The sequence below is a fragment of the Kitasatospora sp. NBC_00315 genome (genome assembly GCF_041435095.1).
Taxonomy (GTDB): Bacteria; Actinomycetota; Actinomycetes; order Streptomycetales; family Streptomycetaceae; genus Kitasatospora.
The window spans coordinates 4,939,117-4,960,055 of record NZ_CP108025.1; the positions used below are offsets into that span (position 1 = coordinate 4,939,117).

General features: G+C 69.1%; 30 protein-coding genes. 28 read left to right on the top strand and 2 right to left on the bottom strand.

What is annotated here, in order from left to right; translation table 11 throughout:
- The first annotated feature begins 79 nt into the window (after window positions 1–79).
- Complete coding sequence (locus OG823_RS20415) at window positions 80–2,011, top strand: hypothetical protein (RefSeq protein ID WP_371481031.1); 1,932 nt, start codon at window positions 80–82, stop codon at window positions 2,009–2,011.
- Window positions 2,012–2,077: 66 nt separating this feature from the next.
- Here OG823_RS20415 and rfbC read toward each other — a convergent pair whose 3' ends face one another.
- Both rfbC and rfbA read right to left on the bottom strand, forming a co-directional pair.
- Window positions 2,078–2,683, bottom strand: a complete 606-nt coding sequence (gene rfbC / locus OG823_RS20420; protein ID WP_371481032.1) for a dTDP-4-dehydrorhamnose 3,5-epimerase — start codon at window positions 2,681–2,683, stop codon at window positions 2,078–2,080.
- Window positions 2,680–3,555: a glucose-1-phosphate thymidylyltransferase RfbA gene (gene rfbA / locus OG823_RS20425; RefSeq protein ID WP_371481033.1), complete on the bottom strand. Its 876-nt coding sequence runs from the start codon at window positions 3,553–3,555 to the stop codon at window positions 2,680–2,682. The genes rfbC and rfbA overlap by 4 nt, the downstream gene beginning before the upstream one ends.
- Window positions 3,556–3,637: 82 nt before the next feature.
- On the opposite strand from rfbA, the gene rfbB reads away from it, so the two are divergent.
- The 27 genes from rfbB to rpmD all read left to right on the top strand — a co-directional run bounded on the left by rfbB (window position 3,638) and on the right by rpmD (window position 20,938).
- The gene (gene rfbB, locus OG823_RS20430; RefSeq protein WP_371481034.1) at window positions 3,638–4,615 is read left to right on the top strand and encodes a dTDP-glucose 4,6-dehydratase; all 978 of its coding nucleotides are present in this window, start codon (window positions 3,638–3,640) and stop codon (window positions 4,613–4,615) included.
- A complete protein-coding gene (gene rfbD / locus OG823_RS20435; protein ID WP_371481035.1) occupies window positions 4,612–5,547 on the top strand; it encodes a dTDP-4-dehydrorhamnose reductase in 936 nt (311 codons plus the stop codon). The genes rfbB and rfbD overlap by 4 nt, the downstream gene beginning before the upstream one ends.
- A complete protein-coding gene (locus OG823_RS20440; protein WP_371481036.1) occupies window positions 5,544–6,875 on the top strand; it encodes a lipopolysaccharide biosynthesis protein in 1,332 nt (443 codons plus the stop codon). The genes rfbD and OG823_RS20440 overlap by 4 nt, the downstream gene beginning before the upstream one ends.
- Window positions 6,876–6,943: 68 nt before the next feature.
- Window positions 6,944–7,633, top strand: coding sequence for a glycosyltransferase family 2 protein (locus tag OG823_RS20445; protein WP_371481037.1), 690 nt, complete (start codon window positions 6,944–6,946; stop codon window positions 7,631–7,633).
- Window positions 7,630–8,025 (top strand): DUF2304 domain-containing protein, encoded by a 396-nt coding sequence (locus OG823_RS20450; protein ID WP_371481038.1) that lies wholly within the window; start codon window positions 7,630–7,632, stop codon window positions 8,023–8,025. Before OG823_RS20445 ends, OG823_RS20450 begins: the two co-directional genes overlap by 4 nt.
- A gap of 4 nt (window positions 8,026–8,029) precedes the next feature.
- Window positions 8,030–8,938: a glycosyltransferase family 2 protein gene (locus tag OG823_RS20455; protein ID WP_371481039.1), complete on the top strand. Its 909-nt coding sequence runs from the start codon at window positions 8,030–8,032 to the stop codon at window positions 8,936–8,938.
- Between the two features lie 354 nt (window positions 8,939–9,292).
- Complete coding sequence (locus tag OG823_RS20460) at window positions 9,293–11,086, top strand: hypothetical protein (RefSeq protein ID WP_371481040.1); 1,794 nt, start codon at window positions 9,293–9,295, stop codon at window positions 11,084–11,086.
- 495 nt (window positions 11,087–11,581) lie between these two features.
- Complete coding sequence (gene rpsJ / locus OG823_RS20465; RefSeq protein ID WP_012785157.1) at window positions 11,582–11,890, top strand: 30S ribosomal protein S10; 309 nt, start codon at window positions 11,582–11,584, stop codon at window positions 11,888–11,890.
- Between the two features lie 14 nt (window positions 11,891–11,904).
- Complete coding sequence (gene rplC, locus OG823_RS20470) at window positions 11,905–12,549, top strand: 50S ribosomal protein L3 (RefSeq protein WP_266323027.1); 645 nt, start codon at window positions 11,905–11,907, stop codon at window positions 12,547–12,549.
- Window positions 12,550–12,553: 4 nt separating this feature from the next.
- Window positions 12,554–13,231, top strand: coding sequence for a 50S ribosomal protein L4 (rplD, locus tag OG823_RS20475; RefSeq protein ID WP_371481041.1), 678 nt, complete (start codon window positions 12,554–12,556; stop codon window positions 13,229–13,231).
- Complete coding sequence (rplW, locus tag OG823_RS20480; RefSeq protein WP_073924305.1) at window positions 13,231–13,551, top strand: 50S ribosomal protein L23; 321 nt, start codon at window positions 13,231–13,233, stop codon at window positions 13,549–13,551. Before rplD ends, rplW begins: the two co-directional genes overlap by 1 nt.
- 43 nt (window positions 13,552–13,594) lie before the next feature.
- Window positions 13,595–14,431 (top strand): 50S ribosomal protein L2, encoded by an 837-nt coding sequence (gene rplB / locus OG823_RS20485; RefSeq protein WP_073924304.1) that lies wholly within the window; start codon window positions 13,595–13,597, stop codon window positions 14,429–14,431.
- 11 nt (window positions 14,432–14,442) lie between these two features.
- Window positions 14,443–14,724 carry a 30S ribosomal protein S19 gene (rpsS, locus tag OG823_RS20490; protein WP_030055821.1) on the top strand — a complete coding sequence of 94 codons (282 nt, stop codon included), beginning with the start codon at window positions 14,443–14,445 and terminating at the stop codon, window positions 14,722–14,724.
- Window positions 14,725–14,774: 50 nt separating this feature from the next.
- Entirely contained in the window at window positions 14,775–15,122 is a 348-nt protein-coding gene (gene rplV / locus OG823_RS20495; protein ID WP_033824229.1) for a 50S ribosomal protein L22, read from the top strand.
- Window positions 15,122–15,958: a 30S ribosomal protein S3 gene (rpsC, locus tag OG823_RS20500; protein ID WP_371481042.1), complete on the top strand. Its 837-nt coding sequence runs from the start codon at window positions 15,122–15,124 to the stop codon at window positions 15,956–15,958. Before rplV ends, rpsC begins: the two co-directional genes overlap by 1 nt.
- 5 nt (window positions 15,959–15,963) lie before the next feature.
- Window positions 15,964–16,383 (top strand): 50S ribosomal protein L16, encoded by a 420-nt coding sequence (gene rplP, locus OG823_RS20505; RefSeq protein ID WP_030055824.1) that lies wholly within the window; start codon window positions 15,964–15,966, stop codon window positions 16,381–16,383.
- A complete protein-coding gene (gene rpmC / locus OG823_RS20510; RefSeq protein WP_063348970.1) occupies window positions 16,383–16,607 on the top strand; it encodes a 50S ribosomal protein L29 in 225 nt (74 codons plus the stop codon). Before rplP ends, rpmC begins: the two co-directional genes overlap by 1 nt.
- A complete protein-coding gene (gene rpsQ / locus OG823_RS20515) occupies window positions 16,607–16,885 on the top strand; it encodes a 30S ribosomal protein S17 (RefSeq protein WP_073924302.1) in 279 nt (92 codons plus the stop codon). The genes rpmC and rpsQ overlap by 1 nt, the downstream gene beginning before the upstream one ends.
- A gap of 102 nt (window positions 16,886–16,987) precedes the next feature.
- Entirely contained in the window at window positions 16,988–17,359 is a 372-nt protein-coding gene (gene rplN, locus OG823_RS20520; RefSeq protein WP_035800854.1) for a 50S ribosomal protein L14, read from the top strand.
- 15 nt (window positions 17,360–17,374) lie between these two features.
- Window positions 17,375–17,686, top strand: a complete 312-nt coding sequence (gene rplX, locus OG823_RS20525; protein WP_266323029.1) for a 50S ribosomal protein L24 — start codon at window positions 17,375–17,377, stop codon at window positions 17,684–17,686.
- Entirely contained in the window at window positions 17,686–18,264 is a 579-nt protein-coding gene (gene rplE, locus OG823_RS20530) for a 50S ribosomal protein L5 (protein ID WP_073924301.1), read from the top strand. The genes rplX and rplE overlap by 1 nt, the downstream gene beginning before the upstream one ends.
- Before the next feature lie 7 nt (window positions 18,265–18,271).
- Complete coding sequence (locus tag OG823_RS20535) at window positions 18,272–18,457, top strand: type Z 30S ribosomal protein S14 (RefSeq protein WP_030393303.1); 186 nt, start codon at window positions 18,272–18,274, stop codon at window positions 18,455–18,457.
- Between the two features lie 276 nt (window positions 18,458–18,733).
- Window positions 18,734–19,141 carry a 30S ribosomal protein S8 gene (gene rpsH, locus OG823_RS20540; RefSeq protein ID WP_073924300.1) on the top strand — a complete coding sequence of 136 codons (408 nt, stop codon included), beginning with the start codon at window positions 18,734–18,736 and terminating at the stop codon, window positions 19,139–19,141.
- Between the two features lie 22 nt (window positions 19,142–19,163).
- Window positions 19,164–19,703: a 50S ribosomal protein L6 gene (gene rplF / locus OG823_RS20545; RefSeq protein ID WP_266323031.1), complete on the top strand. Its 540-nt coding sequence runs from the start codon at window positions 19,164–19,166 to the stop codon at window positions 19,701–19,703.
- 3 nt (window positions 19,704–19,706) lie between these two features.
- Window positions 19,707–20,090 (top strand): 50S ribosomal protein L18, encoded by a 384-nt coding sequence (gene rplR, locus OG823_RS20550; RefSeq protein ID WP_371481043.1) that lies wholly within the window; start codon window positions 19,707–19,709, stop codon window positions 20,088–20,090.
- A gap of 48 nt (window positions 20,091–20,138) precedes the next feature.
- Complete coding sequence (gene rpsE, locus OG823_RS20555; RefSeq protein WP_266323033.1) at window positions 20,139–20,756, top strand: 30S ribosomal protein S5; 618 nt, start codon at window positions 20,139–20,141, stop codon at window positions 20,754–20,756.
- Window positions 20,756–20,938, top strand: coding sequence for a 50S ribosomal protein L30 (gene rpmD, locus OG823_RS20560; protein WP_073924296.1), 183 nt, complete (start codon window positions 20,756–20,758; stop codon window positions 20,936–20,938). The genes rpsE and rpmD overlap by 1 nt, the downstream gene beginning before the upstream one ends.
- The last annotated feature ends 1 nt before the right edge of the window (window position 20,939 follow it).

Genomic DNA, 20,939 nt, shown 5'->3' on the forward strand with positions numbered 1-20,939 from the left:
CCGTGGCGGGGAATCCGGTGCGGGCCGCGAGCCCGTCCGGGGTGACGACGCGGGGCCCCGGCGGCTGCCGGTGCTCGCCATGGCGCTGGCGTTCTCCTGGCTGGTGCCGCTCGGGCTCGACCTGGTGCACCTGGACGTGGTGCTGCTCCCGGTCCTGGTCCTGGGCGTCGGCAGCCTGCTCCGGGTGGGCGGCGGCCTGCTGGACCGCGTGGTGGTGGCGGCGTTCGTCGTCTGCGGCGCGGTGATGGGCCTCGGCCTGCTGTTCTCCGTGTGGCCGTGGGGCCTCGCCCCGGTGCCCGGGGTCGGCCTGATGCTGACGATCCTCTCGTTCACCGGCTGGCTGGCCCGCCGACGGCCGAGCCTGCCCCGGCGCTTTCGCGGGTCCGATCTGCTGGTGGTGGGCACCGGCGCGGTGATGTGGCACTACCTGCACCATCCGCTGATCGGGAAGTCCGCGGCCGAGCGGCTGGGGTACTTCCTGTCCTCCGAGGACCGGATGGGGCACTTCTCCTACTTCGACGGCATCCACCAGGTCGGCGGCTACGCGTTCCTGCACCAGGAGGCCGCGCGGAGCTTCATGATGACCCCGGCCGAGGCGGTCTACCCGCAGGGTTCGCACTTCCTGCTGGCCTGGATCGACGTACTTGTCCGCTCCTCGACCGACGCCGGGCCCGGGCTCGGTGCGGTGAACCGGTACTTCCTGTACGTCCTGGCCGCCAACGCCCTGCTCTGCGCGGCCATGGTCTGGGCGGCCCGCTGGATCGGCGGGCCCCGTCTACGGGGCTGGCGCTCGGCCGCCGTCTGCGCCACCGTCGCGGGCCTGTTGCTTCCGGGCCTGATGCTGCAGCTGGTCCAGCGCGGCTTCGACTCCGAGATCGTCGGGCTGCTCTTCCTCGCCGTCGCCGTCGCCCTGCTGGTGCGGCCGGCGATGCGGACGGCCGAGTTCGCCCTGGTGTCGGCGGCCGCCCTGATCACGGTCAGCTACGTCTACAACCTCTACGGCGTCCTGGTCGGGGTCGCCCTGCTCGCCACCAGCGTGGTGCACCGTCGGCGGTTCGCCCGGTGGCGGTGGCGGCTGTACGCCGGGCAGGTCGCGGCGCTGGCGGTCGCGGCGCTGCCGAGCGTGCTGTCGGTGCTGTCCAAGTTGGACGTCGCCAAGACCTCCAACCTGGCGGGCCCGATGGCCGCCGCCGACCGGGTGGTGCTGATCGGCTGTGCGCTGGCCGCGCTACTGGCCGCCGCGCTGCCGAAGAACCGCAGGACCGGCAGCGGGCAGGCCGTTCTGCTCACCCTGCTCGGCGTGGCCGCGACGCTCGCGGTCTTCGGCTGGTGGCAGATGCGCACCATCGGCTACTACTCGTACTACTTCGAGAAGCTCGCGATGGCCGGGATGGTGATCGCCATGATCGGTCTCGGTACGGTCGGGCTGCTGCTCGACCCGGCCGAGCGGACACGTGGCCCACGCATCCGCCGGCGACTCGACCGGGCTCTCCTCTCCGGTCTGGCGACCGCCGCCGCACTGAGCCTGTTCGGCTACGTCCAGTGGGGCGTCCCCTCGCCGCAGGGTCCCCTGTCGAAGGCGGAGCCCTCCGCGTACTTCAACAGCGCCACGGTCAAGTGGGGCAAGGGCGGGACCGTCAGCAACACGGCCGCCGCGACCAGGACGTTCGCCACCAGGGACCTCGCGCGGGTGCCGAGCGGCCACCCGGTCATCACGCTCTACGGCAACGACGGGTACCAGAACCTGAACAGCACCTTCATGGCCCAACTGCTGACCCGTCAGGCCGGTGCCATGGTGGGGCTCTACGAGACCTACTACGTCAAGATCGGCGGCCCCGCGCAGGCGGAGACCGACTACCAGGAGGCGCTGGCGCACCTGCGCAGCGCCGTCGCGAGCTGCTCGACCGCGCCCACCGTCCTGGTCGGCGACCCGGCGGTGGCGGCGAGGCTGAGGCACGACCTCGCGGACGGGGGCAGCGTCGCCACGGTCCTCGACGCCCCGCTCGGCTGACCCGCCCACGCGCAGGAGGACGGCGCCCCGGCGGGGCGCCGTCCTCCTGGAAGCCTGCGGTGCGGGTCAGCCCTGCTCGGTGTTCAGCGAGCGGGTGAACTCCCGGCACGCGTCGTACTCCGGCAGCAGGCCGGTGGCGATCGCGTCGGCGAGCGAGGGCGCGGCCTCGTCGCGGGCCGAGAGCAGGGGCGTGTCGGCCGGCCACTCGATGCCGAGGTCCGGGTCGAGCGGGTGGACGGAGTGCTCTCCGGTCGGGTTGTACGTCTCCGAGCAGAGGTAGGAGAGCGTCGCGTCGTCGGAGAGCGCGCAGAAGCCGTGACCGAGGCCCTCGGGGATGTAGACGGCGCGGCGGTCGGTGTCGTCCAGCCGGACGCCCTCCCAGCGGCCGAAGGTGGGGGAGCCCACCCGCAGGTCCACGATGACGTCGAGCACGGCGCCGCGCACGCAGGTCACGTACTTGGCCTGGCCGCGCGGCACGTCGGCGAAGTGGATGCCTCGCACCACACCGCGCGAGGAGACCGAGAGGTTCGCCTGCGCGAGGCGCAGCGGGTGGCCGACGACCTCGGCCAGCCGGTCGAAGCGGTACCACTCGGTGAACATGCCGCGCGGGTCGCCGTGCAGCTGCGGGGTGACCTCGATGAGGCCCTCGATGCCCAGTTCGCGGAACTTCACAGCGCGTTCTCCTCGTCCAGCAGTGCCACCAGGTACTGGCCGTAGCCGCTCTTCAGCAGCGGCTCGGCGAGCTCGCGCAGCTGCGCGGCGTCGATCAGGCCGGCCCGCCAGGCGGCCTCCTCGATGCATCCGATCTTGAAGCCCTGACGCTCCTCGATGACCCGGACGAACTCCGAGGCCTGCACCATCGAGACGAAGGTGCCGGTGTCCAGCCAGGCGGTGCCGCGGTCCAGGATGGTGACGTTCAGCTCACCCTTCTGGAGGTAGGCGTCGTTCACCGCCGTGATCTCCAGCTCGCCGCGCGCGCTCGGTTCGAGGCCGCGGGCGATCTCGACCACCTGGTTGTCGTAGAAGTACAGCCCGGGAACGGCGTAGCGCGACTTGGGCCGCTCGGGCTTCTCCTCGATGGAGATCGCCTGGCCGTTCTCGTCGAACTCCACCACGCCGTAGGCGGTCGGGTCGGCCACCGGGTAGGCGAAGACCCGGCCGCCGGTGGAGTCGGTGTGCTCGGCCAGGCGGGTGCCGAGGCCGCTGCCGTGGAAGATGTTGTCGCCCAGGATCAGGGCCACGGACTCGTCGCCGATGAAGTCGGCGCCGAGCACGAAGGCCTGGGCGATGCCCTCCGGCCGCTCCTGGACGGCGTACTCCAGGCGCAGGCCGAGCTGCGAGCCGTCACCGAGCAGACGCTCGAACTGCTCCCGGTCGGCGGGGGTCGTGATGATGAGGATCTCGCTGATCCCCGCCATCACGAGCGTCGAGAGGGGGTAGTAGATCATCGGCTTGTCGAAGACGGGGAGCAGCTGCTTCGAGACTGCTCGGGTCAGTGGCCACAGACGCGATCCGGTGCCGCCCGCCAAGAGAATTCCACGCATGCGAGCACCCTATGTGAGAGCGGGGGTGCCCCGAGGCCCGGGTCGGTGGCCCCGGACGGCCGAAGGTAGACTGCGCACCACTATGCGCATCCTCGTGACCGGCGGTGCCGGCTTCATCGGTTCAGAATTCGTCCGTCAGCTGCTGGGAGCGGACGCCGCGGCCCAGATCACGGTCTTCGACAAGCTCACCTACTCGGGTGTCGAGGCAAACCTGGAGTCCGTCGCCGGCCACAGCGGCTACTCCTTCGTCAAGGGCGACATCTGCGACGCCGAGGCCGTCGACCAGGTCATGCCCGGCCACGACGTGGTCGTCCACTTCGCCGCCGAGTCGCACGTCGACCGGTCGATCGCGGGCGCGGGCCCGTTCGTGCTGACCAACGTGGTCGGCACCCAGGTCCTGCTGGACGCGGCGCGCAAGCACGCCGTCGGCCGTTTCGTGCACGTCTCCACCGACGAGGTGTACGGCTCGATCAGCGAGGGCTCCTGGACGGAGGAGTGGCCGCTGGTGCCGAACTCCCCGTACTCGGCCTCCAAGGCCGCCTCCGACCTGCTGGCGCTGGCCTACCACCGCACCCACGGCATGGACGTGGTGGTCACCCGCTGCTCCAACAACTACGGGCACTACCAGTTCCCGGAGAAGGTCATCCCGCTCTTCACCACCAACCTGATCGACGGCAAGAAGGTGCCGCTGTACGGGGACGGCGGCAACGTCCGGGACTGGCTGCACGTCTCGGACCACTGCCGGGCCATCGAGCTGGTGATGCGCGGCGGCCGCGCCGGGCACGTCTACAACATCGGCGGCGGCACCGAGGCGACCAACAAGGAGCTCACCGGCCTGCTGCTGGAGGCCGCCGGGGCCGGCTGGGACATGGTCGAGCACGTCGAGGACCGCAAGGGCCACGACCTGCGCTACTCGATCGACATCAGCAAGATCCGCGAGGAGCTCGGCTACGAGCCGCAGGTCCGCTTCGAGGACGGCCTCGCCGCGACCATCGCCTGGTACCGCGAGAACCGCGCCTGGTGGGAGCCGCTGAAGACGAAGGCGGCCCTGGCCAAGTGACCGCGAACCCGTCCGGCACGGTCCGCTGGCTCGTCACCGGCGCGGCCGGCATGCTCGGCCAGGACCTGCTGTCGCTGCTCGGCGCAGACGACTCGGCCGAGGTGACCGCCCTGCGGCGGGCCGACCTCGACATCACCGACGCAGCGGCCGTACTGGCCGCCGTCGAGGGCCACGACGTGGTCGTGAACTGCGCCGCCTGGACGGACGTCGACGGTGCGGAGAGCGCCGAGGAGGCCGCCACCGCCGTCAACGGCACCGGCGTGCGCCACCTCGCGGCGGCCTGCGCGAAGACCGGCGCCCGTCTGCTGCACGTCTCCACCGACTACGTGCTGGCCGGCGACGCCGCCGTGCCGTACTCGGAGGACACCCCGACCGCGCCGGTCAACGCCTACGGCCGCAGCAAGCTGGCCGGCGAGCAGGCCGTCGCGGAGCTGCTGCCGCAGAGCGGCTTCACCGTCCGGACGGCCTGGCTGTACGGCCAGCACGGGCCGAACTTCGTCGCCACCATGCTCCGGCTCGCCGCCCAGCGGCCGAGCCTGGACGTGGTCGACGACCAGCACGGACAGCCGACCTGGTCGTACGCGCTGGCCCGGCAGCTGGCCGCGCTCGGCCGCGCCGCCCTGGCCGGGCAGGCTCCCGCCGGGGTCTACCACGGCACCGCGAGCGGCCGGACCACCTGGCTCGGGCTGGCCCGCGAGACCTACCGGCTGAGCGGCCTCGACCCGGAGCGGATCCGTCCGACCACCTCCGAGGCGTTCGTGCGGCCCGCCGTGCGCCCGTCCTTCAGCGTGCTCGCGCACGACCGCTGGGCGCAGGCCGGTCTGGAGCCCCTGGCCGACTGGCACGAGCAGCTCGCCGAGGCGCTGGCCACCCCCGTGTTCACCGAACTGGCCGAAGCGGCCCGGACCACCGAGAGCGGCAGACCTCAGTGAAGAATCCGCTGACCAAGGTGGCCGCCGCGCTACCGCCGGGAACCCTGGCGGTGGCCGGCGGCACCGTGGTGCTCGGCGCCGCGTCGTACATCCACCTCGGCGTCGCCGGCCACAGCCTGTCGGTCGACGACATGGCCAACGTCTCACTGCTGTGGACGATCGTGATGTCCATCGGCATCGGCGTCTTCTTCCCCATCGAGCAGGAGCTCACCCGGATCGTCGCGGCCCGCGCGGCGCTCGGTCACGGCGCCGGCCCCGTGCTGCGCCGTGCCGCCCTGCTCACCGGGGCGATCCTCGGCGTGACCCTGCTGGCGCTGTTCGCCGCGGCCGGCCCGATCGCCGACGGGCTCTTCCACGGCGACCGCTCCCTGGTCGCCGCCCTCGGCGGCGCCTTCGCGGGCATGGCCGCCTGCTACCTCACCCGGGGCGTGCTGGCCGGCCTCGGCCGGTTCGTCGCCTACGGCACCCAGCTCGGGATCGACGGCGGCCTGCGGATCGCGCTGGCCGCGGCCTGCGCGCTCCTGGGCGTGCACTCGGCGCTGGCCTTCAGCCTGATCCTCTCCGTCGCGCCGCTGGTCGCCGTCCTGGCCACCCTGCCCACCCTGCTGCGGGCGGTGAAGCCGGGACCGGTCATCCCCTGGCGGGAGCTCTGCGGCGGCCTCGGCCTGCTGATCTGCTCCACTCTGCTGTCCCAGGTGGTGGTCAACGCCGCGGTGCTCAGCACCAAGCTGCTCGCGCCGTCCGACTCGGCGCTGATCGCCGCACTGCTCAACGCCCTGGTGCTGGCGAGGGTCCCGCTGTTCGTCTTCGGGTCGCTGCAGGCCTCACTGCTGAACGGCCTCTCGGCGGCCGTCGCGGTCGGCGACAAGGCGGCCTTCTCGGGCATGCTGCGCCGGATCGCCGCCGTCGTGGGCCTGCTCGGCGTGCTCGGCGGCGTCCCCGCGGTGGTGCTGGGCCCGTGGCTGATCCAGGTGCTCTTCGGCGCCCAGCCGGTGCTCGGCTGCCTCGACTTCTTCTGGATGTCGGCCGGCACCGTGGCGTACATGTTCGCGATGGTCCTCGGCCAGGCGCTGATGGTACTGAAGCGACACAACCTCCAGCTGCTCTGCTGGGCGGTCGGCACGCTGGTCCTGATCGGCGTCACCTTCGCCCCCGGCGAGGTTGCCACCCGTGTGACTCTCGCTTACGCGCTCGGGTCGGTCGCCACCGTGGTCGGTATGCTGGCAGCCCTCAAGCGCAGCTTTCCCGGTGCGACCGCCGGTTCCTCCGCGCAGAGCGCGCAGGCGCCCGCCCCGAGCCCGCTGGGTGTCGGCGGGGCCGGCACGTGAGCGCCCCCGCCCCTGACATAGAGCCTGCCGCACCTGCGCGCGGGCCGTACCCCGATCATGGAGTCCCCGTGTCCCAGTACGACGATGTCTGGCTGGTGATCCCGGCCTACAACGAAGGCCAGGTGATCGCCGACGTTGTTGAGGGAGCCCGCAAGACGTTCCCGAACATCGTCGTGGTCGACGACGGCAGCGCGGACGACTCCGCGAAGCACATCATGACCACCGGTGCCCACCTGGTGCGGCATCCGGTCAACCTGGGCCAGGGCGCGGCGCTGCAGACCGGTCTGGCGTACGCGCTGGCCCAGCCGGGCGCCCAGTACTTCGCCACCTTCGACGCGGACGGGCAGCACCAGACCGTCGACGTCGAGAAGATGGTCGCCCTGCTCCGGGCGGACGAGGCCGACGTGGTCCTCGGCTCCCGCTTCATCGAGCAGAACGGCCAGGTGCCGTGGATCAAGCGGGTCGTGCTGCGCACCGCCGCGGCCGTCAGCCCCACCGCGCGCAAGCTCAAGCTCACCGACTCGCACAACGGTCTGCGGGTGCTCAACCGCGAGGCCGCGTCCCGGCTGCGGATCACCATGAACGGTATGGCGCACGCCTCGGAGATCGTCGGCTTCCTGGCCGGCGCCGACCTCCGGGTCGCCGAGATCCCGGTCGACATCCTGTACACCGACTACTCGCGCGCCAAGGGTCAGTCCCTGATCAACGGCGTCAACATCATCTTCGACATCTCGTTGCGGGAGCGTGGCCGCCGATGAACTACCTCTGGATCCAGCTGCTCCTCATCGCGGGTGCGGTGACCCTGGCCTTCATCTTCATCCGCCGCTGGGACGCCGCCAACACCCGTGCCTGGAAGCGCATCGCCTTCTCGGTGTTCGTGGTCGTGAACATCTACGCGGTGCTGCGCCCGACCGACGTGACGTGGGTCGCCCACAAGCTCGGCGTCGGCCGCGGCACCGACCTGGTGCTGTACGTGATGGTCCTGGCGATGGGCTTCCTGACGCTCAACACCTTCCTGCGCTTCCGCTCGCTGGAGAAGAAGCTCACCGACCTGGCCCGGACCGTCGCGATCAACGAGGGCGCCCGGCTGAACGACGAGCGCTTCGACGTGGACGCCACCGCTCCCGCGCCGGCCGACGCGAAGGTGTGACCCGGTGACCACGTTCGAGTTCATGCTGCCGTACTACGGCGACGTGGGGCTCATGCAGGACGCGGTCCGCAGCGTCCTGGCGCAGACCGACCCCGACTTGCGCCTCGTGGTGGTGGACGACGGCAAGGAGCCCGAGGTCCCCGGCTGGTTCGAGAGCCTGGGTGACCACCGGGTCCGCTACCTGCGCAACGAGCGGAACCTCGGCATCACCAAGAACTTCCAGAAGTGCGTCGAGCTGTCCGAGGCCGACCAGGTGGTCATCATGGGCTGCGACGACCTGTTGCACCCGCACTACCTGGAGACCGTCCGGGCGCTGGTCGAGGCCCACCCCGGCGTCGGCATGGTCCAGCCCGGCGTCGAGGTGATCGACGGCGCGGGCGTGGTCACCGCGGGGCTCGCGGACAACACCAAGCGGCGGATCTACGCGCCGAACGTCCCCGGCCGCCGGCTGATGGGCGGGGAGGAGCTGGCCGCCAGCGTGCTGCGCGGGAACTGGCTGTACTTCCCGTCGATCTGCTGGCGCGGGGAGGCCCTGCGCGCGGTCAACTTCCGCGACGACTACTCGGTGATCCAGGACCTCGCCCTGGTGGTGGACCTGCTGGAGCTCGGCGAGCAGATGGTGGTGGACAACACCACCACCGTCTTCCAGTACCGCCGCCACGCGGTCAGCGAGTCCTCCGTCCAGGCGTTCTCGGGGACCCGCTTCGCCGAGGCCGAGCGCTACTTCGCCGCGGTGGCCGAGCGGATGGACGCGCGCGGCTGGCCGAAGGCCGCCCGGGCGGCGCGTTTCCACAGCGCCTCCCGCCTGCACGCCCTCACCATGCTCCCGGGCGCCCTTCGCCGCGGGCACCGCGAGGGCGTACGGACGCTGGCCCGGCACGCCCTCACCCCGGGGCAGCGCAGCACGGTCTGAGCGCACGCCGGGCCGCCCGGCCCGATCCGGCGCGCCGGTCCGCCCCTGCCGGGCGGGCCGGCGCCCGGGCGCCCGGCGGGGCGGACGGCCGGGATCGAACGCCCGCCCGATACCATCGCCTGACCGGGAGCCGTACCCGATCGGCGCGGCGGCCCGGCGGGTTCCTCGGGGGAGACCGGCCCGGCACCCCGCTTGCTACCGTGGCGACCGGACCATGGTGACGACCGTACGGCCCACGACGGCGGGTCCGCGCTCCCCGCGCCCGGATGGCCCCTGCTCCTCGCGTGACACGGGCCGACGCGGAGCGCCCGGCTCACAAATCGCGGTGACGCCGCGCGACAGAAGTGGACTGACATGACGGATCTGGCCTCTGACGTGGTCGGTGACGCCGGCGCCGTGGCGGCTGCCGGCCCGACTGCCGCCACCGGCCCGCGGAGCCGGCCGTGGTACTCCCGACGGTGGGTGCTCGCCGGCGCCGAGGCCGTCGTCAGCGTGGCGGCGGCACTCGGCTTCGCCTACCTGTGCCGGCACATCAGCGTCAACCCGCTGAACCGGATCGGCCAGGTGAGCGGGCTCGCCAAGATCCAGCAGTACGCGGCGATCCTCGGCCTGCCGGTGCTCGCGGTGCTGGTGTACACCGCCTACCGCGGTCGGCTCGCCCGCCACCAGGTGGTCCAGCGGCTGGCCTGCGCGGCCGTCGCCGGCCTGTCGACCGGCGTGGTGGCCGGCGGTGTGGTCGTCGCGCTGCGCGGGACGCCCTGGCCGCTCGGCGGCCAGGAGGGCGACCCCAGCGTGCTGGTCGACATGGCGACGTACATGATGCACGGCAAGGGCCTGCCCGGCGTCTACCCGCCCGGGTTCCCGGCCGTGATGGCCGCCTGGTCGGAGATCCGCTACGGCGGGGTCGGCGGGGCGGGCTACGCCCTGCACGACCTGCAGATCGTGTTCAGCGCGCTGGTCGGCCCGATGAGCTACCTCGCCTGGCGCCTGGTGCTGCGGCCGTTCTGGGCGGCGCTGATCGCGGTGCCGGCGGCCGTCGTGTTCCTCGACCCGATCCGGCCGTACAGCCACGTCGTGATGATCATGCTGGTCCCGCTGCTGGCGGCCTGCCTGCGGGAGCTCCGCCGGGCCGGTGACCTTCCGCTGCGGTCCGCCGCGCTGCGCGGCCTGGCCTTCGGCGTCACCTTCGGCCTGCTCTTCCTCTGGTACTCCGGCTGGTACCTCTGGTCGGCCCCGGGGATCGGTGTGCTGGCCCTGTTCGTGTTCCCGTGGCGGCGCGGGCGCCGCGCGGTCCGGCAGGCGGCCGTCTTCGTCGGGGTGACGCTGCTGAGCGCCGGCCTGGTGGGGGCTCCGCTGCTGTACCAGCTGGTCGAGCTGGGCGCGGACAGCCCCGACCGGTACGCCTACATCACCACCTACGTCGATCCGACCTACGTGCTCGGCTGGATGTCCGACCGTGACGGCAGCCTCACCTTCCAGACCTGGCCGGTCTCCGGCGAGCTGGCCGGCCAGACCGGGTTCGCGCTGCTGCTGCTGGCCGGTGTCGGCCTCGGCATCGGTCTGGGTCTGAAGCACATCGCGGTCCGCACGGCGGCGGCGGCCCTGGTCAGCGCGTGGCTGCTGCGGTTCTGGTTCGCCTCGCACATGGCGCACGACCAGGCCATCCAGCTCTACCCGCGGACGACCTGGATCATCATGTACTCACTGATGATCCTCGCGGTCCTCGGGCTGATGTCGCTCGTCCACCGCACCACCCGCTTCGGTGACCGCACCCTGGCCTCGCTCCCGGCGACGGGCGGCGCGACCCGGCTGGTGCCGAGGCGCGCGATGCGCCAGCTGGCGGCGGGCATGGTCTGCGCGCTCGCGCTCTTCGCCACCATGGGCGCCTCCTGGTCGGTCAACCGCTACATGCCCGCGGACCAGTCGACGGACACGATGGGTCTGGACGCCTGGCGGGCGCACACCATCAAGAAGCCGGACGGCAGTTGCCCGAAGTTCTCGCCGGTCGCCAAGTGCGCCGACATCATCACCAAGGACTGGGCGCCCAAGCCGGACACCGGGCAGCTCTGGTGCGCGGGCATCCAGCCGGAGGAGTGGAAGGCGGTCTGCGGCCGCACGGCGCCCTGGCTGGACGACGCCAAGAAGTAGCGCCGCCCGCGGGGCGGAGGTTTGAATCGGGGCCGACGGGGGAGATCCCGTCGGCCCCGATTGGCGTATCGACCGCGAGCTGTGGCAGTATGTCCAAGTTGCTCGGTTGAGTGCCGATGCTGCGCGCCTCCCGCCGGGAGGACCGGAAGCGAGTCCCATGTACTCGTCGTTCCCGTGATGGCCGTTCATGTGTTCACGTGCTTTTTGTGAATGCAGTGGTGTGTAAGCGACACCGCGGCAGCTGCGGGGCGGACGTACGGGAATCTTCCGGGAAGCGTGAGCAGGGTCTCGACCCGGCGCCTGGTGGGTGCAAGACCTACCGACCGTGGAGAAGTCCGCAGGAAGTGATTCCTGTTGGATTTTTTGCAAGCGCGAGGGCGACACGCCCGACCGCGTGGGTCGGAAGGCAACCACCCAGGGGCGCCACCGGACCAATCCACCCGGATGAATCCGGCCGTAGAAGCATCAGTCGACACAAAGGACTACTGAGTAGCCATGGCGGGACAGAAGATCCGCATCCGGCTCAAGGCCTACGACCACGAGGTGATTGACTCCTCGGCGAAGAAGATCGTCGAGACCGTCATTCGCACTGGTGCGCAGGTCGCGGGCCCGGTGCCGCTGCCCACTGAGAAGAACGTCTACTGCGTCATCCGCTCGCCGCACAAGTACAAGGACTCGCGCGAGCACTTCGAGATGCGCACCCACAAGCGTCTGATCGACATCCTCGACCCGACCCCGAAGACCGTTGACTCGCTGATGCGCCTCGACCTTCCGGCCGGCGTCGACATCGAGATCAAGCTCTGAGAGGCGCGACGAAGATGGCAAAGCAGATTAAGGGCATCCTGGGCGAGAAGCTCGGCATGACCCAGGTCTGGGACGAGAACAACCGGATCGTTCCGGTGACCGTCGTCAAGGCCGGGCCCAATGTCGTGACCCAGGTCCACACCGCTGATGGCACCGGCTACGACGCCGTGCAGATCGGTTTCGGCGAGATCGACCCCCGCAAGGTGAACAAGCCCCTCGCGGGTCACTTCGCCAAGGCCGGTGTCACCCCGCGCCGCCACCTGGTCGAGCTCCGTACCTCGGATGCGTCCGAGTACACCCTCGGCCAGGAGATCACCGCTGAGCTGTTCGAGGCGGGTGTCAAGGTCGACGTGACCGGCACCTCCAAGGGCAAGGGCTTCGCCGGTGTCATGAAGCGTCACAACTTCAAGGGCCTCGGCGCCGGTCACGGCGTGCAGCGCAAGCACCGTTCGCCCGGCTCGATCGGTGGCTGCGCCACCCCGGGTCGCGTGTTCAAGGGCATGAAGATGGCCGGCCGGATGGGCCACGAGCGCGTGACCACCCAGAACCTGACCGTCCACGCCGTTGACGCGGAGAAGGGGCTGCTCCTGATCAAGGGCGCAATCCCGGGTCCGAACGGCGGCCTCGTCCTCGTCCGCACCGCGGCGAAGGGGCTGTGAGGATATGAGCACCATTGACATCCTGTCGCCCTCGGGTGACAAGGCCGGCAGCCTGGAGCTGCCCGCTGAGATCTTCGACGCCAAGGTCAGCATCCCGCTGATGCACCAGGTCGTCGTCGCTCAGCTCGCCGGCGCCCGCCAGGGCACCCACTCGACCAAGCGTCGTGGCGAGGTCCGAGGCGGCGGCCGCAAGCCGTACCGCCAGAAGGGCACCGGCCGCGCCCGCCAGGGCTCGACCCGCGCGCCGCAGTTCGTCGGCGGTGGTGTCGTCCACGGCCCGAAGCCGCGTGACTACTCGCAGCGGACCCCGAAGAAGATGATCGCCGCCGCTCTGCGTGGCGCGCTCACCGACCGGGCCCGTCACAGCCGCATCCACGTCATCACCGACGTGGTCGCTGTTGAGGCGCCGTCGACCAAGGCCGCCAAGGGTCTGTTCGGCAAGATCACCGAGCGCAAGAACATCCTCCTCGTCGTCGAGCGTGCCGACGAGCTGGGTCTCAAGAGCGCCCGCAACCTGCCGAACGTCCACATCCTGGACGCCGGTCAGCTGAACACCTACGACGTGCTCGTCTCCGACGACGTGGTCTTCACCCAGGCCGCCTTCGAGCGTTTCGTGGCGGGTCCCGCCGCGTCCGCCAAGGCTGTGGCTGCTGAGGGCGAGCTCGAAGGGAGCGCCGCCTGATGGCTGCAGAGATCACGAGCAAGACGTTCACGGACCCCCGTGACGTTCTGGTGAAGCCGGTCATCTCCGAGAAGAGCTACGCGCTCCTCGACGAGAACAAGTACACGTTCGTCGTGTCGCCGGGCGCCAACAAGACCCAGATCAAGCAGGCCGTCGAGGCGGTCTTCTCGGTCAAGGTCGAGTCGGTCAACACGCTCAACCGTCAGGGCAAGCGCAAGCGCTCCAAGACGGGCTTTGGCAAGCGCAAGGACACCAAGCGCGCCATCGTGACGCTGGCCGAGGGCAACCGCATCGACATCTTCGGGGGTCCGGTCTCCTAACGGAGACTCGGAATCTCGATAAGGACGAGGACGAGAGAGCCAAATGGGCATCCGCAAGTACAAGCCGACTACGCCGGGCCGTCGTGGCTCCAGCGTGGCCGACTTCGTAGAGATCACGCGGTCCACGCCGGAGAAGTCGCTGGTTCGCCCCCTGCACAGCAAGGGCGGCCGTAACAACGCCGGTCGTATCACCGCTCGCCACCAGGGTGGCGGACACAAGCGCGCCTACCGCGTGATCGACTTCCGTCGTCACGACAAGGACGGCGTGCCGGCCAAGGTCGCTCACATCGAGTACGACCCCAACCGCACTGCGCGCATCGCGCTCCTGCACTACGCGGACGGCGAGAAGCGCTACATCATCGCCCCGCGCGGTGTCGGCCAGGGCGACCGGATTGAGAACGGCCCCGCGGCCGACATCAAGCCCGGCAACAACCTGCCGCTGCGCAACATCCCGGTCGGTACCACCATCCACGCGGTGGAGCTGCGTCCCGGCGGCGGTGCCAAGATGGCCCGCTCCGCCGGTGCCGGCATCCAGCTGCTGGCGCGTGAGGGCAAGATGGCGCACCTGCGCATGCCCTCCGGTGAGATCCGCCTGGTGGACGCGCGCTGCCGCGCGACCGTCGGCGAGGTCGGCAACGCCGAGCAGTCGAACATCAACTGGGGCAAGGCCGGCCGTATGCGCTGGAAGGGCGTTCGCCCGACCGTGCGTGGTGTGGCCATGAACCCGATCGACCACCCGCACGGTGGTGGTGAGGGTAAGACCTCCGGTGGTCGCCACCCGGTCTCGCCGTGGGGCCAGAAGGAGGGTCGCACTCGTAGCCCGAAGAAGGCTTCGAACGCTCTCATCGTGCGCCGCCGCAAGACCAACAAGAAGCGCTAGGAGCAGGTCAGATGCCGCGCAGTCTCAAGAAGGGCCCCTTCATCGACGGCCACCTTCTCAAGAAGGTGGACGCGCAGAACGAGGCGGGTACCCAGAACGTCATCAAGACCTGGTCCCGTCGCTCCGTGATCTTCCCGGCCATGCTCGGCCACACGATCGCGGTTCACGATGGCCGTAAGCACGTCCCGGTGTTCGTCACCGAGTCGATGGTCGGCCACAAGCTCGGCGAGTTCGCGCCGACGCGTACCTTCCGCGGTCACGTCAAGGACGACCGCAAGTCGAAGCGTCGCTAGTCGCCAGCGAGATTACCGACTCAATGACTTACACCAGCAAGGGGACAACCATGGAAGCCAGGGCCCAGGCGCGGTACATCCGCGTCACGCCCATGAAGGCCCGCCGCGTGGTGGACCTCATCCGTGGCCTGAACGCCACGGAGGCCCAGGCGGTCCTGCGTTTCGCTCCGCAGGCCGCTACCGTGCCGGTCGGCAAGGTGCTCGACAGCGCCATTGCCAACGCCGTGCACAACTACAACCACAACAACGTGGACGACCTCGTCATCAGCGAGGCGTACGTTGACGAGGGCCCGACCCTGAAGCGGTTCCGGCCGCGCGCCCAGGGCCGTGCCTACCGGATCCGCAAGCGGACCAGCCACATCACCGTGGTCGTCAGCAGCAAGGAAGGGACCCGGTAATGGGCCAGAAGGTTAACCCGCACGGGTTCCGCCTCGGCATCAGCACGGACTTCAAGTCCCGCTGGTACGCCGACAAGCTGTACTCGGACTACGTCAAGGAAGACGTTGCCATTCGTCGCATGATGACGAAGGGCATGGAGCGCGCCGGCATCTCGAAGGTTGAGATCGAGCGCACCCGCGACCGCGTCCGGGTCGACATCCACACCGCTCGCCCCGGCATCGTCATCGGTCGCCGTGGCACCGAGGCCGACCGCATCCGCGGCGACCTCGAGAAGCTGACCGGCAAGCAGGTCCAGCTGAACATCCTCGAGGTCAAGAACCCCGAGCTGGACGCCCAGCTCGTGGCTCAGGGCGTCGCGGAGCAGCTGTCCTCGCGCGTCTCCTTCCGTCGTGCCATGCGCAAGAGCATGCAGGGCACCATGAAGTCGGGCGCCAAGGGCATCAAGGTCCAGTGCTCCGGTCGTCTCGGCGGCGCCGAGATGAGCCGTTCGGAGTTCTACCGCGAGGGTCGTGTGCCGCTGCACACCCTTCGTGCGAACGTCGACTACGGCTTCTTCGAGGCCAAGACGACCTTCGGCCGTATCGGCGTGAAGGTCTGGATCTACAAGGGCGACGTCAAGAACATCGCCGAGGTCCGCGCTGAGAACGCTGCTGCCCGCTCGGGCAACCGTCCGGCCCGCAACGACGCCCGCCCCGCGCGTGGCGGCGAGCGCGGTGGCCGTGGCGGCGAGCGCGGTGGCGCACGTGGTGGCGCCCGTCGTCCCCAGAACACCGAGGCTTCGGCCGCGGCTGTGACGGAGACGCCGGCTGCCGAGAGCACCGGAACGGAGGCCTGACCGACATGCTGATCCCCCGTCGGGTCAAGCACCGCAAGCAGCACCACCCCAAGCGCCGTGGCGCTGCCAAGGGTGGCACCGAGCTCGCCTTCGGCGAGTACGGCATCCAGGCCGTCACCCCGGCCTACGTGACGAACCGGCAGATCGAGTCCGCTCGTATCGCCGTCACCCGTCACATCAAGCGTGGCGGCAAGGTCTGGATCAACATCTACCCGGACCGCCCGCTCACCAAGAAGCCGGCCGAGACCCGCATGGGTTCCGGTAAGGGTTCGCCCGAGTGGTGGATCGCGAACGTGCACCCGGGTCGGGTCATGTTCGAGCTGTCGTACCCCAACGAGAAGGTGGCTCGTGAGGCGCTGACCCGCGCAGCTCACAAGCTCCCGATGAAGTGCCGGATCATCCGGCGCGAGGCAGGTGAGAGCTGATGTCGGCCGGCACCAAGGCTGCTGACCTCCGCGAGCTGGACAACGAGGGTCTCGTTGCCAAGCTCCGTGAGGCCAAGGAGGAGCTGTTCAACCTCCGCTTCCAGGCGGCGACCGGGCAGCTCGACAACCACGGACGGCTCAAGCTCGTCCGTAAGGACATCGCGCGGATCTACACCCTGATGCGCGAGCGCGAGCTGGGCATCGAGACGGTGGAGAACGCCTGATGACTGAGAACACCACCAACGAAGAGACGCGCGGTTTCCGCAAGACCCGTGAGGGTCTCGTCGTCAGCGACAAGATGGACAAGACCGTCGTCGTCGCCGTCGAGGACCGCGTCAAGCACGCTCTGTACGGCAAGGTCATCCGCCGTACGAACAAGCTGAAGGCGCACGACGAGGCAAACGCCTGCGGCATCGGCGACCGGGTCCTCCTCGCGGAGACCCGCCCGCTGTCCGCGACGAAGCGCTGGCGCGTCGTCGAGATCCTCGAGAAGGCCAAGTAACGAAGTTGATGCGGTACGGCCGTATGTGCACCGGGCCCCTCGCGGGCGCCGGTGTGAGCAGCGGCCGGCCCGTCAGCTCTCGTTGACGATCAGGAGAAAGCTGTGATCCAGCAGGAGTCGCGACTGCGTGTCGCCGACAACACGGGCGCGAAGGAAATCCTTTGCATCCGCGTTCTCGGTGGCTCCGGTCGTCGCTACGCCGGTATCGGGGACGTCATTGTCGCGACCGTCAAGGACGCGATCCCCGGTGGCTCGGTGAAGAAGGGTGATGTCGTCAAGTGCGTCATCGTCCGCACCGTGAAGTCGCGCCGTCGCCCCGACGGTTCGTACATCCGGTTCGACGAGAACGCCGCGGTTGTTCTGAAGAACACCGATGGTGACCCCCGTGGAACCCGCATCTTCGGCCCGGTGGGCCGCGAGCTGCGTGACAAGAAGTTCATGAAGATCATCTCGCTTGCGCCGGAGGTGCTCTAACCCATGGCGAACAGCATGAAGATCAAGAAGGGTGACCTGGTTCAGGTCATCACCGGCAAGGACCGCGGGAAGCAGGGCAAGGTCATTCAGGCCATGCCCGCGACCAACAAGGTTCTCGTCGAGGGTGTGAACCGGGTCAAGAAGCACACCAAGCCCGGCCAGGGCACTCAGGGTGGCATTGTCACCGTCGAGGCCCCGGTGCACGTCTCCAACGTGCAGCTGGTCGTCGAGAAGGACGGCAAGAAGGTCGTCACTCGCGTTGGTTACCGCTTCGATGACGAGGGCAACAAGATCCGCGTTGCCAAGCGAACCGGTGAGGACATCTGATGTCTGAGACGACCATCGAGAACGTTGAGAAGGTGGCCCCCCGCCTCAAGGAGCGTTACAACTCCGAGATCAAGGGCCAGCTCAAGGAGGAGTTCTCCTACGAGAACGTCATGCTGATCCCCGGCCTGGTCAAGGTCGTGGTCAACATGGGTGTGGGCGAGGCCGCCCGCGACTCCAAGCTGATCGAGGGCGCGATCCGCGACCTCACCGCCATCACCGGTCAGAAGCCGGCGGTGACGAAGGCTCGCAAGTCCATCGCGCAGTTCAAGCTGCGTGAGGGCCAGCCGATCGGCACCCACGTCACCCTCCGTGGTGACCGCATGTGGGAGTTCCTGGACCGTCTGGTGTCGCTGGCTCTGCCGCGTATCCGTGACTTCCGCGGTCTCTCCCCCAAGCAGTTCGACGGCCGTGGCAACTACACCTTCGGTCTGACCGAGCAGGTTATGTTCCACGAGATCGACCAGGACAAGGTCGACCGTCAGCGCGGTATGGACATCACCGTCGTGACCACCGCTCAGACCGACGACGAGGGCCGGGCGCTCCTGCGCGCTCTGGGCTTCCCGTTCAAGGAGGCGTGAGCCGCACATGGCGAAGAAGTCCCTCATCGCGAAGGCCGAGCGCAAGCCGAAGTTCGGCGTGCGGGCCTACACCCGGTGCCAGCGCTGCGGTCGTCCGCACTCTGTGTACCGCAAGTTCGGTCTCTGCCGTGTGTGCCTCCGTGAGATGGCGCACCGCGGCGAGCTCCCGGGCGTGACCAAGAGCTCCTGGTAGTCCAGGACCCGCTGGTAACGCCATAAGCGAAGCAGTGGTGCCCGATCCCACACGGCCTCTTTTTGGGGCTTCGTACGGAATCCCGTAAGGTAGTGGGGTCGGGCCCCCTGTCGCGGCAGCTCCATAGCTGCTGTCGACCCTCTTCGGAGGGCTCGCACTTAGTCTTACGACGCCGCAGGTCCCCTGCGTCTGTGCCCCTGTCCGCACTCCTTCACCGGAGTGCGGCGGGGGGACCTGGCGCGGAGAAACCACGGCGAGAGAGGCCTGAGGCCCATCATGACCATGACCGACCCCATCGCAGACATGCTCACGCGTCTGCGTAACGCGAACTCGGCGTACCACGACACCGTGGCGATGCCGGCCAGCAAGATCAAGGCGCACGTCGCCGAGATCCTGCAGCAGGAGGGCTACATCTCCTCCTGGAAGGTTGAGGAGCCGCAGGAGAACGAGGTCGGCAAGAAGCTGACCATCGAGCTCAAGTTCGGCCCCAACCGTGAGCGCTCGATCGCTGGCATCAAGCGGATCAGCAAGCCGGGCCTGCGGGTCTACGCAAAGTCCACCAATCTGCCGAAGGTGCTCGGCGGCCTGGGCGTGGCGATCATCTCCACGTCCTCGGGTCTCCTCACCGACAAGCAGGCCGCCAAGAAGGGCGTAGGCGGAGAAGTTCTCGCCTACGTCTGGTAATTCGGGAAACGGAGGTACAGCAATGTCGCGCATTGGACGGCTGCCCATCCCGGTTCCCGCCGGCGTGGACGTCACCATCGATGGCCAGGCGGTCTCGGTGAAGGGTCCCAAGGGATCCCTCACCCACGTTGTCGCCGCGCCGATCGAGATCGGCAAGGGCGAGGACGGCAACCTGCTCGTCACCCGCCCGAACGACGAGCGTCAGTCGAAGGCCCTTCACGGCCTTTCCCGCACGCTGGTGGCGAACATGATCACCGGCGTGACCGCGGGCTACCGCAAGTCGCTGGAGATCAGCGGTGTTGGTTACCGAGTCGCAGCGAAGGGCTCCAACATGGAGTTCCAGCTCGGCTACAGCCACCCGATTCTGATCGAGGCCCCGGAGGGCATCTCCTTCGTGGTCGAGTCGCCCACCAAGTTCCACGTGGACGGGATTGACAAGCAGCTGGTCGGCGAGGTTTCGGCCAAGATCCGCAAGCTGCGCAAGCCCGACCCGTACAAGGCCAAGGGCGTCAAGTACGCGGGCGAGGTCATCCGCCGCAAGGTCGGAAAGAGCGGTAAGTAAGCCATGAGTCTTTCTGTCAAGATCGGCAAGGGCAACGCCTACAAGCCCTCCGCCCGTAAGCGCCGCGCGATCCGCGTTCGCAAGCGTGTCACCGGTACCGAGCTGCGTCCGCGCCTCGTGGTGACGCGTTCGAACCGCCACATGGTCGCCCAGGTCATCGACGACGCCAAGGGTTTCACCCTGGTGTCGGCGTCCACTCTCGACGTTTCCATCAAGGGCGTCGAGGGCGACAAGACCGAGCTGGCCAAGAAGGTCGGGAGCCTGGTCGCCGAGCGCGCCAAGGCCGCCGGCATCGAGTCGGTCGTCTTCGACCGCGCGGGCAACCGGTACGCCGGCCGCATCGCCGCTCTGGCCGATGCTGCTCGCGAGGCCGGGCTCGACTTCTAAGCCGCTCGTCGGCTCAGTCGACGGACGTAATCGAGAGAGGTAATTCCAATGGCTGGACCCCAGCGCCGCGGTAGCGGCGCCGGCGGCGGCACCGGCGGTGGCGAGCGGCGTGACCGTAAGCGTGACGGCGGCGCCCCCGTCGTCGAGAAGAGCGCATACGTCGAGCGTGTCGTCGCGATCAACCGTGTCGCCAAGGTTGTCAAGGGTGGTCGTCGTTTCAGCTTCACCGCGCTGGTCGTGGTGGGCGACGGTGACGGCACCGTAGGTGTCGGATACGGCAAGGCGAAGGAGGTTCCGGCCGCCATCGCCAAGGGTGTTGAAGAGGCCAAGAAGAACTTCTTCAAGGTCCCCCGTATCCAGGGCACCATCCCTCACCCGATCCAGGGCGAGAAGGCTGCCGGCGTCGTGCTCCTGAAGCCGGCTGCCCCCGGTACCGGCGTTATCGCCGGTGGCCCGGTGCGTGCCGTTCTGGAGTGCGCCGGCATCCACGACATCCTGTCGAAGTCGCTCGGCTCTTCCAACGCGATCAACATCGTGCACGCCACGGTCACCGCTCTGAAGGGCCTCGTGCGCCCCGAAGAGGTCGCGGCCCGTCGTGGCCTGCCGCTGGAGGACGTGGCTCCCGCTGCCCTGCTGCGGGCGCGTGCTGCTGGGGTGAGCGCCTGATGGCTCGCCTCAAGATCACGCAGACCAAGTCCTACATCGGTAGCAAGCAGAACCACCGTGACACCCTTCGTTCGCTTGGTCTCAAGCGGATGAACGACGTGGTCGTGAAGGAGGACCGTCCCGAGATTCGCGGGATGGCCCAGACTGTCCGCCACCTCGTCACGGTCGAGGAGGTTGACTGAC